The sequence below is a fragment of the Marinagarivorans sp. genome (assembly GCF_982758155.1).
On the sequence record NZ_CEXWTU010000096.1, the window covers coordinates 1 to 16852 of the forward strand.

Annotated in this window: 6 protein-coding genes; all 6 read right to left on the reverse strand. The window is 44.0% G+C overall.

What is annotated here, in order from left to right; all coding sequences use genetic code 11:
* Positions 1–427: 427 nt before the first annotated feature.
* Positions 428–1129 (reverse strand): hypothetical protein, encoded by a 702-nt coding sequence (locus AC3A8L_RS11645; protein ID WP_487962430.1) that lies wholly within the window; start codon positions 1127–1129, stop codon positions 428–430.
* Positions 1116–12134 carry an RHS repeat-associated core domain-containing protein gene (locus tag AC3A8L_RS11650; RefSeq protein WP_487962431.1) on the reverse strand — a complete coding sequence of 3673 codons (11019 nt, stop codon included), beginning with the start codon at positions 12132–12134 and terminating at the stop codon, positions 1116–1118. Before AC3A8L_RS11650 ends, AC3A8L_RS11645 begins: the two co-directional genes overlap by 14 nt.
* A 2-nt stretch (positions 12135–12136) precedes the next feature.
* Positions 12137–12550, reverse strand: a complete 414-nt coding sequence (locus AC3A8L_RS11655; RefSeq protein WP_487962432.1) for a hypothetical protein — start codon at positions 12548–12550, stop codon at positions 12137–12139.
* 48 nt (positions 12551–12598) lie between these two features.
* The gene (locus AC3A8L_RS11660; protein WP_487962433.1) at positions 12599–13204 is read right to left on the reverse strand and encodes a hypothetical protein; all 606 of its coding nucleotides are present in this window, start codon (positions 13202–13204) and stop codon (positions 12599–12601) included.
* A gap of 14 nt (positions 13205–13218) precedes the next feature.
* On the reverse strand, positions 13219–14166 hold the full coding sequence (locus AC3A8L_RS11665; protein ID WP_487962434.1) for a hypothetical protein: 948 nt from the start codon (positions 14164–14166) through the stop codon (positions 13219–13221).
* A 255-nt stretch (positions 14167–14421) separates the two neighbouring features.
* Positions 14422–16852: thrombospondin type 3 repeat-containing protein (locus AC3A8L_RS11670; RefSeq protein WP_487962435.1), on the reverse strand; the 2431-nt coding region annotated here is incomplete at its 5' end.

Genomic DNA, 16852 nt, shown 5'->3' on the forward strand with positions numbered 1-16852 from the left:
AATCGTATGATGAATAATTCGGTAAAAAGTATGATGTTAATTTGGGACGCTACACGATTGGCAGGGCTAAGTGTGGGACTCCTAACTGCTGCGCTAACCTATTGATTAAACAGCTTTTTGTTTTGGGTGTCCCCGATTATGTTTCCGAGAACTAAGCAAAAGTTTGTCAGTGATATGTTGGATACCGTTATTCAGCAAGCCGCTCATTAAAAAGCCCAGCCGAATGGCTGGGCTTTTTAATTGGGGGCTACCTCCCATTGTTTTGCTTTTCGGTATACCACTTCAATATTGATTATAAAAATATCAGGCTAATAACTAGAGCTGCTTAAAACGAGTGCCTGTCCCAGTAGTTGTTGTTGTATTAGAGTGACTGTCCATTTTGGTGTAATTCGGAAAAAGTATGATGTTAATTTGGGACGCTACAATTTTAGGCAATCAAACTCTCAACCATATTTTTGTCTAAAACATTCCACAGTGGTGCTTTATAGGGAATTTCCTTTTGAGGCCAAACAATACATTCCGGCATATCATCAGCGTCGCTATAATCATTCATCTCAACAGCAAAGAAAACTTCTTCATCAGTATAAAATGCAACGGTGTTATCTGGATCAACCCCGAATGGATAATCTTCATAATGATCCATATTGGACCAATCAGCCTCAGAAATTTTGAATAAGCTACGACTTGGCAGAGGACCGTACACTGAATCAACAACAAACCCAAAGCCATCAAACAACTCTAGATAAAACTGTTTCAGTTTGAGCGGCAACCTTTCATATAAATCGCTCATATTCGAACGAACAGCTCGCTGCTTTGGGTTACTTCCGCAATATAGATAAATACTATCCTTAACATCCAAAACATATACTAGGTTGACAACCCCATCAAATATAACAGCTTCAACTCCAACCACTGTAGAACGTAACAGTTGGACGAAATCTGGTAAATACTCTTCGAATGGCGACCACAATGAAATAGCCATATTGATTTTCTGAGAAGTAGTACTCTCGAAGATAAAAAACCAATCTTCGGGAATCTTGCCAGACAGCATTTTAAGCTCATCTAAAGTAGGAATTTTATAATCCAAACCAAACTCTTGTAGCTCTTGCTCTAAGTTATAACTCACCATTCTCTCTCAAATAATTATTAATTTTCTGTCGAATTTGATATTGAAGTTTTTCGGATTTACGTTCCATTTTTGTCTTAAATGCCGAATTAACTTTAGTTCCTGACTTTTTATGCTCAGCCCAATCAACCCAATCTTTAGCTCCCTTTGAGCCATTAGATGATTTCACCAAACCAATAAAATTACGCCTATAATTGGCAACTTCAACCATTTGCACATCTGTTAATTTTTCAAACCCAGGCATCTTAGTCATCGCCTTTAAAGACACCGTATGATCCGCTTCAAGAATATTATCTTCAAACCCCAATGCAGGATCGCGGTATCGAGTACTACCTCCTCGTCCTTTATGATTAACCATATTTTGAATTTCGGTGCTAGGGGTTTTTGATCGTATCTTTTTGTATTGAGCCTTTGAAATCCCTGGTCCGCCAGTAAGCTCCTTAGCCCAATGAGGGTCCTTTCCACAGGGCTTAATCTTAAACTTAACACAAGCTGCTAGAGCCGCAGCCGCAGCGAGTTCTTTAGGGCCGACACTACCACCAGATCGTACTCCATCCGCTACCGACTCAACTACTTGCGCCGCTTCATAAGCTGCCACAGCGGGATTAAGACTTGCAACAACATCAGCGGTAGCGGCAACACCGTCAGCTATACGCTTTGTCCGATTCCGAACACTAGCGTAATGAGAACAAAGCTCAGGAGTCTCTGCTGGACAAGTACTTACTGCCTGTGACAGCTCACTTTCGCCCGTAATATTACTCTGATTTTTTGCTTGCTGTCTCTTCGCAGAACGATATTGATTAAATGACTGTTTATTACAGTCACCCTCGCCCCCAAACCCTTGCAAGCATTTATCGATCCAGAGTTCTTCGGAACTCGGCCCCCGCTCACCATATCGGGCTTGCTCGGCCTCCCCAACAGTAGTGCCATTGGCCTCGTTATCCGAAAATTTGGTACTCGGATTAGATGGATCATCTGGTGTTGATGTAGCGAAATCGAGGCTACTAAACCCAAACAGATCCACATACACCCCAGGATTCCCATAGGCATACAAATACCGATGCAAACTAGGCGCCTCAGTCCCTTCACCCAAATACGTATCCTGCGTCAAGAATCTCGCCGAATCGGGGTCGTAGAACCGCGCCTTCATATAAACCAGGCCAGTCTCCGTATCGTGCTCGTGCCCGGTAAATACCTGCCGGTTAACGGATTCGCCCTCTTGGCGTGTAATCGCGCCGAACGGGTCAACCTCGTAAGCCACTTGGTTTTCGCCGGCCGGCGTACTTAAGTTAGCTGTAGTCCCCAAATTACTGTAGTGATAAAACTGCTCGCCCTCGGCCGTTTGTAAACTGAGTAGGCGATCGCCGTAGCGGTAATGCGCTACCGGTGTGCTCGTGCCACTGACAACTTCATCAATAATGGCTTTATCGTCATAGATATATTCAATATCACCACGGTCGCTACCGATATGGCGAATGCGCATGCCGGCGTAATTGTAATCGTAATGCCCCTTGTTTTGCTCGCTGCCGGCGGCACCCGTAGCTACATTTAATAGCTGGTTACGGGTGTTGTAGGCCATGGCTGTACTGGCTGGACCTTGGCCGGTAGCATCGGTTTTACGTAAGGTATTACCGTTATTGTCGTACTGGTAGGCAATAACGCCGCTATTGGCCGGCGCGGTATCGGTAATACTGGCTAGCCAATGGGTTTCGTCGTAAACAAAGGTGCGGTTTTTGGTGGTAACGCCATCCACAACGACAGTTTCGGTTTTGCGGTCGTAACTGGGATAATGGGTAAAGCTATGGCTTTCGGCCGCGCCGCCTTGGTTATGAACATAACCCGTTAGGCGATCCAAATTATCGTAGCTATAGGTTGTGGTGCGCGCACTGTTACTTGCAAAACCATTTTGCAACACGGTTTCGGTTTCGCGGTTGCTATTATCATCAAAGGTGTAATCAAACTGCGATAACGCCGTTTGCGTAGCCGTTAAGTTAACAATTTGTGTGGTGCGGCCAGCGTCGTCGTAGGCATAGGTGGCTTGTGTGCCGTTGCCTTGTTCTACCCGCTCCAACCAGCCATTTTGTAAATAGTGGTAAGTGCTGGTTAAACCATTGGCCACCGCTGTGTGCAACCGATTTCGGCTATCAAAGGTATAGGTTGTTGTACCACCTAAAGCTGTAACACCAGTGCGATTGCCGTTGTTATCGTAAACATAACCTACACTATGCCCGCGCTGGTTGCGCGCGGTTAAACGGTCGAGTAGATCGTAGGTATGATCTGTGACTTCTACGGTACTGCCCGCTTTGGTTTCGGTGACGATATCGAGGTTATTGTTGGCATCGTAGGTGCTGGCAATTGTGACAATATCACTGCCTGCGGGGAAGCTTTGCTGCTCGGGCCGACCTAGGGCATCGTAGGTGGTTACAAAGGCTTGCCCTTTGGCATCGGTACTGTGCGTAAGATTACCTTCGGCATCGTAACCTAACAGGGTCACTAAATTACCCGTGGCATCGGGGTTAATAGCGTCGTTAGCCGCTTTGTGCTGAATATGTTGGCGCTTGCGATTAAGTGCATCGTACACATATTCCACATGGCCTTCGGTACCTTCGTCGTTGGCCGCAGGGGTATATTGATGGGTCAGGTTACCGTTAATATCGTATTCAAAACGGGTCGCTGTGCCGTTGTCGTCTGAGCTTTCGACTAGCCAGTTACGGGCATTATAGGTATGCGTGCGGCGATTACCTTTGGGCTTAGTGGTGATGGCAACATTGCCAAACAGATCGTATTCGAAAAGCGTTGATTCGCTGCCGTTTACGGTGCTACTCGCGAGGGTGCCATCAGCATAGTAGGAATGGCTGATGACTTTATTGGAAGGGTCCGTGGTTTGCGTTAACAAACCTGTCAAGTCGTACATATTATGAACCGTACCCTCACTGAATCCGGCTGCCATATCGGCGGGTAAAGTCATATCCAGAACATTGCCTCGGAAGTCCGATTGAGAGACAACAACATTTCCCCTTGCATCGGTGATGTTATCGACTCGAACACCACTACCTATGTCAATGTCGAAATCTGTGGAGCTCAAACGAAAGCGTTCGCCAATATTATTATCCACCCACTGCGACGTCAGACGACCGAGCTCGTCATATTTACGCTCTGAGGTGATGCCACGCTTATTCGTTTGAAAGGTAACATTACCCGCTAAATCGTAAACATTACTTACCGTTTTCAGTAGCGAGTCTGTAACAAGCTCAATACGATGTAAATCGTCATAATCGGTGACGGTGGTATTACCTCGTCTATCTTTAAGCCAAACGACACTCCCAACGCCGTTATATTTTTTAAATGAGCTTGCATTCAGTGCTTCCCCCTCAAAACTTTGAGTTTCAGCACTAATCACTTCTTTGACACGATTCAATTCATCGTATACAAATTGCGTTTCACGTCCATCAGGTAAAATAGAATGTGTTTGATTGCCCACATGGTCGTATCGGTATTCCGCTATTACTGCATCCGCTGTATTAAACGCCTCATGTACTTTTTCTTTTTGATCTATAGCATCGTATTCAATATGCGTATGCACTTCGTTTGGCCCGCTGGCTGCACTTGACCAGTTTTTTCGAATATCCGTCACACTATTATTTAGGTCATAGGTGTAGCGCGTGGCTCGCCCTAAACCATCAACCTCTTGTAAAAGACGACTTTCAGGGCCATACAGGTAAGTGCCGGTGCGCCCTTCAGCGTCGCGACTAAAGACCTTCTCCCCATATTTTGTGAAGGAGACATTGGTAGTGCCATCTGGATCAGTAATGGACGAAAGCTGGTTAACGGCATCATAGGTATAAGATGTTTCAAAACCCCATGGGTCAGTTTCAGATTTTAAATTACCATTATCAAAGTATTGGTAACCCCAGACATGACTATGTGGTTCTGTTTTTGTTATTAAACGATCAAGATCGTCATATTCAAACTCCGTTATATACGATAATGCAGTATTCTCATCTTTTAGCCCAGTAAGTTTCACATTGCCGGATTCGTCAAAATAGGTAATCTTCTGCTGTAGTAACGCGTTGACTTCAAGTACTTTAAGATTTCGAGTATCGTAGAAGAAAGACGTGAGCTTGCCTTCTTCATCGAGAATGCTTTTAACGTTCCCTACTGCATCGTATTCAATATCTCGGAAGTAACTATCACTTGTATTATCGCTGTGATTCACCGTGGGATGAATCACTTTAACAAGGCGCCCAACTTGATCGTAATGCTCAATAGTTGTTCGGTCTTCAAAATCGGAGACTGATTTAACGACACCCTCGCCATCGATAAATTCATAATCGGTACTTGCGCTATAACCTGCACGATTGAATGTTTTAACTCGTCGATTTAAACCATCGTATTCAAAAGCCGCCGTATTTTTAACACCTTTCCAATCCGACTCGAAAGTAAGATTACTGTTACCGTCATATTCAAACGTTTTCACACCTTCGAGATTGTGCTGACCATCTAAACTTGCAATGCGAGTAACCGTTTTAACGCGATCACGCGCATCATAATCATAGCTCAACGAGCTGTATCGTTCATGCATAGTGCCGTTAATATCAAAAGCATCTCGATTCGTTACGATTTTTTTATTACCTTTATCATCGTAGCTAATGGTTTCGGTATTATTGTTGGCATCCGTTACCAATGTTAATCGATCTAGCGAATCATATTCATAGCTGGTTGTATTTTGTTCCGCATCAGTTTCGCTTTTTCGGCGCCCTCGGCCGTCATTTTCGAATAAGGTTTCAATTTCAGCTGGTGCTTTAATATTTTCGAGCAGCCCATTTTTATCATAATTAAAGCGCGTAGTGTTGGAGCGCCCATCAGTTTTTTTAGTTGTGGTGAGTCGCAGCCCATTAAGACCATGCTGAGTACCGTATAAGTGGCTCACAACCACATCCTCTAACTGTCCCTCCACCGAAGCGCCGCTGACGGTTTTACTGAGCACATTTCCATTTTCACTATCAACGTTGTAGCCTGTCTCATTACCATTCTCGTCTTTTCGGTAGGTCATCACGCCAAATTTCGGATGCCATATCTGGACGACTTCACCCACAGGGGTTGTCTCTTTAGTGACATTGCCGTTGGCGTCATATTCGTAATTCCAAACACCACCAATAGAAAGATCTCGCTTTTCGATTAAGTGGTTTTCGGCACCACCAAAGTCGATACTCCAATCAAACTCTGTAATTTTTCCTTCTGGCTCCTCAACTCGAATGGGGTTGCCAAAATTATTCAATGTATAGGTCGTAGTTTCGCCATTTAAATCAACAATCTCACGAATACCATCCTCATTCGTCGGGTAGTTAATCAAGGCGCTATTTTTTTCACAATGCTCAGATTGTATATCTGTAGGATAACAAATCTTACTAACGAAATCGGTAATAGCAACTCCCGGAGAGAAAGTCAGAACGGAAGTAGGCAAGTTGTCATGGTACTGATAGGCGGTTTTGTGCTGATTAGCATCAATTGTCGCTACCAAGTTAGGCTGACTATCACCCACTTTGGCTTCGTAGTTATAATCTTCAGAAAAAACATCCCGAGTAAAACTACGCAACATACCAACAATATCAAAAGAATTGGCTTTTACGCTATCTTCGGATGTCTTGCTGGAGTAATAGTCAAAAAACAATTGTATATTTTCACTGCTAACACTACCAACATTTGCATCAACCGAACTCAACCGCGCAAAGCCATTACCTGCCAGCTTATAGTTAAAAGCTAGAAATCGGTCTGAAGCATCAGTCACTCGGGTTAATACATATTGAAGACTATTAATCTCAAAATTTGTATCTTCGATTGTTTCTGAAATTGTAGTGAAATCATATGTATAATTAAGTGCATTGCCATTACGATCAACTAATCGCAACAACGGAAATTGGTTGGAACTATTGCGCTGGCTATCGAACTCATAGCGAGTGCCATCCTTAGAGGTATAAACATAACCATCGCGCAAACTACCCGTTAACTTTCCGAAATTACCGCGCTGCCCAGTCCAAGTATTTGTTTCTACATTTTTTTCAAACACCCCGGCATTACTCACTGAGATAAGTGACGGAGAATAATTTAAGCCATTTGGCTGAATGCTCAAGTATTCATCGGTTGTCATTAATTTGGGCTGCCCTACTCCTCGGGTATTCCTTATCCACCCGGGTAGGCTATAGCCATACATTGGTGTACCGTCCGACGATGCTAATACTTTTAAGAAAATATCGTGATTGTGAGACCAACCTTTACCGAGCACACTACTTTGATTCTCAGGGCGCATGTTGTTCGTATAGCTGCGAATGAAGTCAAGCTGCGGCCCGGAACCTTTTAATACGAGATCCTCCCGACGAAGAGTTAAGCTACCGCTATGGATTAAAGTATCATGTTGTATGACTTGACCGAGCATTTCGCCTGAAGTAGAAACTTCAACCTCTCCGCGATAAGTAGCCGTGGAGACTTTACCCGAAATTAGCTCCGTTGTTTTTACAATCACATACATATCCGTTTGATCAGCAATTGAACTAATGCGACTTTCTATATCTGAATAAAGTAATGCAAATATTTTTGTACCCGGCAATACATTAGATTCGTCAAACAAAACTTCAACAGTATTTTTATTATGATCTTGTAGTTCGACTGAAAGTGATGAAGGCTCCTGCACAGGAATATGAAAAGGGTGAAAACTGCCCACAGTTTTATATTGCAGGGTACCGCCGTTCACTTCCGTATCTTTAGGTTGAGCAAGCGATACTGACTTTGATAGAGTAAAATCAGTTGCCCATTGTGAGTCTGCCGAATCCTCAACTACCCATTCTGAGGTTGCTGGATTATCACTAAACGTGTACTTCTCTTCCTTAAATAATGACTCAACTTCTCCATCAAATTTCACAAAATCAGCCGACATAACGATGGTATTTGAACCCTCGAGAAGGTCCGAACCTTTGGGTTGATAAGAGAGAGTCAGCGTTCCAAAGCCTCCAGCCAATAGAGCCTCCATACTTGGCCACTGAGCCAACTCAACTCCATCAATATATAATTTCATAAAATGAGGATAGGTATTCAATGGCGGGAACACATTCGATGCACCACTAAAAACAGTCACATTATTATTTAGTACAATATTAAACGTAGACCAATCAATACCGCTGGCTTGCTCAGCCGTTAAAGAGGCAGACATAACAATGGGCAACGCTGTAATGCTCGTTGTACTAAAATCGAACTCCTCCTTCGGATACTCTACAGGCTCGCCGATATTTTCACCGTCATCCGTTTTATGCTGAACAACTACTCGATCTAATATTCTCGCGACAACGTCCAGCGGCCCTGCAACTTCTCCCAACCTAACATCTACCGATACAATACCGGCATCGTCAGTAACGAGTTCAACCTCGCTCTGACCATTCACTGTGGATGCTAAGTTGCCTTCATCATTAAATCCATCTTCACGCCGAACGTAAAGCTTTACATTAACCCCCTCCATAGACTTAACTCGGAGGTAAGAAAAATCGTTATCAGACCAATCGCCACCGCTATCTTCGCCATCATTAATATCTCGGCGTTGAAACCGCTTTAATCGCATTGAGACATCCGTATCTAAATCCCGAGTAATGTATCCTTTGGCCAGGTTTCCAGATTGAGTTAGCATAACTGGACCCATATTGACCTCTGCAATAAATTCAACGCTCCCGACAGATCCTGCATTCAAGGTGAATGCATAAGGAGCCGCTAAATGCGGGCCATCTTTTGAATTAAATTCATTAATAGTGGGGATTAAGTTGCTGCCATCATCAGTTGTAGTCGCAACAGCACCAACCCAAATACCCTCACTATTCGTTTTATAGTCATTAAATAATCTCCCCCTATAAAGACCTGGGGTAATTTTTAAAAACTGATGCTGCGGCTCGATTTCAACACCTGCTACAGGATTGTCAAACTCATCAGTTACTTGTATTTTTACTGCCTCCAAAGCCACAACCTGGATAGTCAGAAGTAAGCTGTTCGACTTTAAGCTTTCAATCTTTGCTGGAGCACCGGCTTTAGGTTTGACTCCAAATAAAAGTGGCACAGGTGCATTAGGTATAGTTGCCGCGACCACCTGAGGAATGACCACATTAGTTAAGCCAGACAACTCTGAAACAAATAGCTTTTCACCTAATGAATGTATAATCTCAACCTCACCAGATTCGTCCGACTTCGATATCCAACTGCGATTAGATTCTTCACTGTCAATAAAGCCAGCACCAGAAACCACCTTCCAGTGCACTAGAACATTAGGAATCGGAAGTCCATTGCTGTCAAAGAAACCAATGCGATAGGGGTGCGATAATGCAGAACCAACCACGCACCCCTCACCGCCACAATCTTCAAACTGTTTAGACACCACAACATTATCTATCGGCCTATCGATCGTTGACGCTCTCATTGTAACGGGCGCCATACCTGGAACCGTCACAATAATGTCATAAACCCCTTCAACTGAAGGAGATGTAGCTTCAACAGTTGCAACCCCATACAAATTTGTTACTACAACTGCCGAACCAGCATTAGCTAAAGAAAAGCCATTGGATACAGACAACTCAGTATTTTCTGCGGTAAAGGTTACAGGCACACCCGCTAACGGCTGCCCTGAAGATCCTGTCACATAAATTTCAATAGGCTTGGGCAACGTAGTACCTGCGGGTATCGATTGGGCATCCCCACCCAAAACCGAAATGGTCGGGACGCTAGACTCTGTCCGAACATCTAAACCGATACCATAATCAGCACCTCCAGCAGTGCTAGTTACCACGATCGAATACCTACCTGCCTCAGGCAAACGAAAATTCTTTATCGCGCCTCCTTCTTGGGAATTACTTAAGCTAGATCTCAAAATTGCACCGCTAGGCCCCTCAATAGCAACCAATAAATCAGCCGATTCACCATAGGTACGAGTATTGATAGAAACTATTGCATTCTCGCTCCCAATAAAAGAATAGCGATCTTGCTCCACGGCATCTTGTAACGTACCTCGAACCTCCTGCCCATTTACGATAGGGTTCTGTTTGGCAAGTTCTTCTAAAATTTCTTGATTAACTACCGACACCTGCAGAGAATTGCTCTTTTTCCCGTTAGATACCACGTAAATCTCGCCGTCGCCAATGACATTAGGTACTACGACAGCCATTTGTGTCGGAGATACAAATACAATTCGAGTATTAGCTCCATTAACAACGACTATATTATTAAGAACATTATCATCAAACCCATCACCAGAGATAAGCATTAAGTCGCCAGGAATAACAACTCCAGGACTAACAGCCTGAACTGAAGGGGGAAATATAGTCTTGTCAACATTCACAGAAACAGAACTAATCTCAGAGAACATCTCTACGATATAAGCCTTGCCGTTGACTATATTGAAATCGTCACCCGAAGGGTTTCCCTCAACATACTCAACCAGCTGGTAGTCATTATTTGAACTAGGTACATGACTACGGATTGACTTAACATCCCGCTCATCCCCAATCGCGCGCAGTAAGTCATACCCACTAAAGTTCGAGGAAGAACAAGATACGCCAATAATATTTAAACCCTTCTTCAAATCAACGCTCTTACAGTCAGGCGTTCCAAGAAAAGTGACTACCTTTTGTTTATCTGAAAATACAATATAACCAACGCCATGAGAAATAGGAAAATTCTCACCACTTGGCACACCTTTGTAGTAGCTCGTGCGTTCAAACAAATTGGTCAATGGATTAAGCCGTTCAATAGAATTTATCTCAAGTGAATCACCTAAAAAGGCAATCAGTTCAAATGATGTCAAACCTTCAGGAACACTCACGGGATAAGAAAAATAATTTTTCCCTGGCTTCAAAACTATACTGACACCACTGACATTTAACGAATTTGTTATAAAATCAATATTGGCTACTTCACTTCCAGCAACTACACTAATAGGCAATGCAGCCTGCGCGTTAGCTTCAACATTACTTTCATTCGCATCAAACAGTTCTTCAGGAAAATTTATATCTAACGTTTTAGCAATTCGCGAATTTATTCTTGCTGGGTCCGCGGCAATAGGGTCGCCATCCAGTGGCTCTATACCCAAATAATAAGTGCCCGTTGGCACGGGTAACTGGTAACGCCCTTTGATATCAGTAAAAGCGCCTATGATTTTCTCACCGGTCTCTGTATTCACTGCATAAACATGGGCACCCAAAATGGGATGATTATCTCGCCCATCGGTTACGACACCGTTCACAAAACCAAAGGCTAAAGAGAATTCAGTTTCATCAGGATAGAAAAAGGAGCTGTATGCGATATCATCAATCGACAACGTACGGGCCGCACTAACATCATGTTTAAGAAAAGGATGCATCACAGATGTTTCGATTAACGAATGAGCTAAGCCAAGGTGATGCCCAGCCTCATGTAACGCAATAGACTGAAGGTCATTCGTAGATGAAACGCCGGTAACCGTATATCTTAAGCTGGAATTAAAAACCATATCCGCGTCAAAAATTGTGCCGGCCTTATATGTTCCGTTTGGGATATCAGCAAGACCATCTCCATTCAAGTCATTATTTGAGTCATCAATTGTGATCTCTTGAACGAAGGAAGTGGCCATTGAATAGGCCAGTACTCCCGGAGAGAATTCAATCTCCGGATCTGTAAAAGTCACTATATTATAACCATCCAAACCTGATCGCCTTCGATCGATCTCGCCTTTATACTCAAAGCCCACTTGGGCCGTGTCGACTCCCTCCCAACTAGCAAAAGCTTTCTCAAGCTCCTCTACAATGATTTCATTGGCAATTTCTGAACCAGGGTATCCAGCGTCACTTAAATGCCACTGCAAAGGCAGCATTCCGGTATGCCACGACCGATCAACATAAGAGCCATTATTAAAAACTGTAAGACTTCCTCCACCAAAAGCATCAAAACTCACAAAGCAAACAAGACAGTGGAGAAAAAATAAGTTTCTAAAACCGGAAAACTTCACGTTCACAATCCTTTTCGAATGGTTTTTTTAAGTGCATCAATACTATCTATTCGGTTTTGAATATCAGCAGGTACCGATTTTAAATTTTCTTGTGCTTGATTAAAAATAAACACGGAAGATTGGTTTAAAGATGTGCTACCGTTTAACGGCTCCGAAAACCTCATGACAGTTGTATTTTCAGCGCTAATCAATACACCCTCTTCAACTGCCTCTCCGTCATTACGTTCAGAAATTTTGAGTTTTTCTTGCTCTAGTTTCAGCAAAAAATCTTGGTAGGCAGGGTCGTCCACCATAAGAAAAACAGATCCATCCTGATACTCCAATTCAGCAGCAACAAGAGTCTCAGACAAGACAAAGCCGTAAGCAATACAGCCTACCAAGTTTTTCACCAACAATTTAAAACCTTTAATACTCATTACAATTAACCTTCAGCAGCCGCCCATTAAGCAAGAAAATAACCAGAATTATTTCAATACAGATTTTATACTGATGATAAACTCATCAAGCTTCATGTACCTTACTGCAACCGTGACTTCTTCGCTTTCGAAACCTGAGAATGGCGAATACAGTGAATCCACCTCCTCTTTGCCAGAGCTTGCTGTTAAGTACTTTTTCCCGACCGGGATGATTTTCACTCCAGCTTTATCGTCTCGCTCAACACCAAAAGCTCCCTGCCTTAGACCTATAACTTGCCGATGCCCTTTTTCACTTAGCTTAGTAAAAAGCACAAACTCCTCTCCAACAGAATAACTCCCGCCCCCTTGAACCTCCATTTTCACTGGTGCTTTTAGCTGAGGGTGCATAGCGGTGCCTCCAAGTGAAGTAATCAAAAGCGCATCGCCGGAAACACCTTTAATCTTTTCAGAAACATTAAAGCTGTAATCCGTAAATATTTTACCTTCAACCCAATAAGAGGTAACTTCGTCACAACGAGCCACGCTTATATCGTCTGCAATATTTGCTAACTGCTTCAACTCGAAAGTCTCTACAGAGGCGCCGTACGCCAATGAAGAATTAATAATGTTAAAAATGGCAAATAGATACACATGCCCCATCAATAAACGAATCATTTCTTTACCCTTAATTATTCAATTGCGTCGATAATCAACTGCTTGTCTGCTGCATCAATCACACCATCGAGCACCAAATCGTATTCAGCGTAGTAAGCGCAACTGCCGACTACTGCCCCCTCGTAAGAGCTCAAAAAATTCACATCAGCCAAATCCACAACCCCGCTACAATCGAGATCTAACGTTGAGCAGCCTGTTAATGTTTCTACGTTATGAAGTTCCGCAAGAAGCCTATTTTCATTCAGTTTTTTGTAAAAGGTTCGTTCTTGACCCTGCCCCCCTTCACACTGCTGATACCCTCGCCACTCACGTATTTTGACAACCATACCACTATACAAAAATGAATTAACTCCAGCCTCATTAAATAGATTATTGAGATTTATCTGAGCCAAGGACATTTCATTCCCCTCATAACTCACCGTTGCAGATAATGGGTAATTTGAAACACTAGGAATTCCGATTAACAGTATCGACCCAAAACCAGAAACAGATCCAGGCGCGTAATTTATTGTTCCAAATACAATATTATTCACAATGGGTTGGCCAAACATGTCTGAAAACGTTCTACTAACCTGAGTTTTAACCGAAGGGAGTGGTGTAAATTGTGGGTAAGATTCCAGTCCACTCAAAAAATTGACATCGAGCCGATAAAAATAATTTGTATCGGGTTCTAGCCCAGAGACAACGATTGCAGCAATACCATCTATTAAGCTATCGCCACCAGAAGCACCCGCGTAACGCTGAATAACATCCAACTCTTCCCCAGCGCCAAATTGGTCTTTATACACATGTAGCGAAGCACTCAAAGCGGCACTGTCTGCAAGCCAAGCAACGGAAAACGATTTAGTTGTAACATCAGCCACCTGAGAATCAACAATTGCACAGATACCCTTTAGCGGCATGAGGCTACTAAAAAATAAAATAACTATTAGTGAACCAATCGCTTTAGTACTCTTCGGCATTTTAATAACCCACACCATTATCTAATTCCATATTTCAGACTAAACATTCATTCAGCCATTGACTTAATCACAAAAATTTAAAATTTATTGTGATTAAGAGTAACTTTGCCTTTGCAAAAGTGAACACTGCCTGCGTGCCAATGTGCTGTTAAACCACCTATCACAAACCAATATTTACGATTCATTCTAATAACGTGCTTAGAATTAAAAAGCTTCATTTATTAATTACCGCAACCAACAACCTATTATTTCACTCTAATTAGTGCTGACACCAAAAAGCCCACCTTGAACTCTAAAAGCATCAAATTTAGCACCATCCTCACGGCGCTGAACTTTAAACATATAAGTTTGGCCCACGACGAGTCCCGTCCAAGTAGCTATTTGGAGCTCCTCATACCCATTAGTAGCCACAGAATTTTGGAATGCCCAAGCGCTATCTTTACCTTCCAGCTTGAAGTGAAAGCTATCGTCCGAACCGTTTGCAAAATTAACCGTGGCATAGACCGTTAAGCTTGAGGCTGTTGCCACGACAGGGTAGTAGAGCTGACCAGCAGCACTGTCACTCGCAGTCGAATTAATGCCTCCGCTACCCGGCCATAGCATGATTATTCGACCAACTTCATTTTGTAATTCAAAGGGAGATACCGGTGAAGTTGAATCGTATTGCTCCGCCTCGACCACCAACGATCCACCGGCACATCCAACTGAGTCAACACTTGTACCAGCTGGCGTATTTGGACATTGGTCAGAAGAATCAATCACGCCGTCACCGTCTGTATCCTCTACGGGAGTGCTGACATTAAATTGAAGCCAATTTAAGTTGAAGCCACCTTGAATAACAGAGATTCTCAACGTATGTAACCCGGCAGTAGCAACAACAATCTCGCCGAGATTATGCGTCTCATAAACTTGCCATCCGCCCGTGGCACCGATTGAATCAGTTACCAAAGGAGCGCCATCAAGGAGAACACTAAAGCTGCCGCCACCAGTATCCGATGCAACACGCGATGAAACAGTGTAGGTTCCTGCCGATAGCTCAACGCTGTACTCGAGCCACTCTCCAGTCGCTATCCAGCCAACATTACAGCCGCCACCGACATCTCCAGTGTCCTCTACATCTACATTTAAGCCGCCATAACTACACTGCGTCGGCGCACCACTGTTACCGACATCGCTATCCGATCCAGCACTATAGGTTTCGGCTTCTAGACGCAAGCTCGTGATCAGCTCACAGCCTGTATTATCAACGGCTGTACCGAGTGTGGTATTCGGACACTGATCGATATCATCATTGACACCATCGCCATCGCTATCAACCGAACAACCCACTGCGTTCACCGACACGCCTGGTGGCGTCGAAGAGCACTGATCCTCATCATCAATGACTCCGTCATTATCAGAATCCGCCGCACAGCCTGTTTCATCAACTGTACGACCAGGCGTTGTGTCACCACACTGATCCAAACCGTCGAAAACGCCGTCATTATCACCATCTAACGGACAACCGCTGCCATTTACCATGGCACCTATTGGCGTATTAGCGCACTGATCAAGCCCATCAAAGACACCATCGGCATCGGCATCCATTGGGCAGCCCTGCGCTGCAACTAGCGCGCCGATCGGGGTATTTACACATTGATCTATACCATCAAAGACGCCATCACTATCGCTATCCACCGGGCAACCACTGCCGTTTACGGTAGCCCCAACCGGTGTGCTTGCACACTGATCCAGGCCATCAAAGACGCCGTCTGTATCGCTATCTATCGGACAACCAACACTGTCTACAGTGATACCTGCGGCCGTCATGGCACAGAAATCTATGCCATCGAACACGCCATCACCATCACTGTCGGTTGGGCAGCCATTGATATCGACAATTGCCCCTACTGGGGTGGATGGGCACTGATCTGCCCCATCGGTAACACCATCGTTGTCGGTATCCATTGGGCAGCCGGCACTATTTACAGGCTCCCCGACTGGGGTACCCTCACATTGGTCTACGCCATCAAATACGCCGTCATTGTCGCTATCTTTTGGGCAACCAACACTGTCAACTACCACGCCTGACGGTGTCGATTCACACTGATCCAAGCCGTCAAATACGCCGTCACTATCACTATCCAATGGACAGCCTGCTGTATCGACAACCACGCCAATCGGCGTTGAACCACACTGATCCAAGCCATCAAACACGCCATCGGCATCACTATCTATTGGGCAGCCTTGCGCATCAACATTCGCACCAGTAAGTGTCTGTGGACATTCGTCTACACCGTCAGTAACGCCATCTGCATCGCTATCCAGCGGACAGCCAACGCCATCAACCGGCTCTGTATTTGGTGTCATATCACATTGATCAAGCCCGTCAAATACACCATCGGCATCACTATCACTTGGACAACCGCTGCTATTTACAGTCGCGCCAATCGGTGTGTTCGCACATTGATCATTAGAATCAATAACACCATCGCCATCAGCGTCTAATGAACACCCTTGACTATCAACACTAACGCCTGCGCCAGTATTTGGACATTGGTCATCGGCATCTGTAACGCCATCACTATCTGCATCGGGCGGTGGCGCAACGAAGTCGAATTGAAGCCAATTCAAGTTGAAGCCACCTTGAACAACAGAGATTCTCAACGTATGTAACCCGGCAGTAGCAACAACAATCTCGCCGAGA

Excerpts from the sequence above, each read along its gene's own strand:
- AC3A8L_RS11645 (WP_487962430.1), bottom strand. The coding sequence starts at position 1,129 with ATGGTGAGTTATAACTTAGAGCAAGAGCTACAAGAGTTTGGTTTGGAT.
- AC3A8L_RS11655 (WP_487962432.1), bottom strand. The coding sequence starts at position 12,550 with ATGAGTATTAAAGGTTTTAAATTGTTGGTGAAAAACTTGGTAGGCTGT.
- AC3A8L_RS11660 (WP_487962433.1), bottom strand. The coding sequence starts at position 13,204 with ATGATTCGTTTATTGATGGGGCATGTGTATCTATTTGCCATTTTTAAC.
- AC3A8L_RS11665 (WP_487962434.1), bottom strand. The coding sequence starts at position 14,166 with ATGCCGAAGAGTACTAAAGCGATTGGTTCACTAATAGTTATTTTATTT.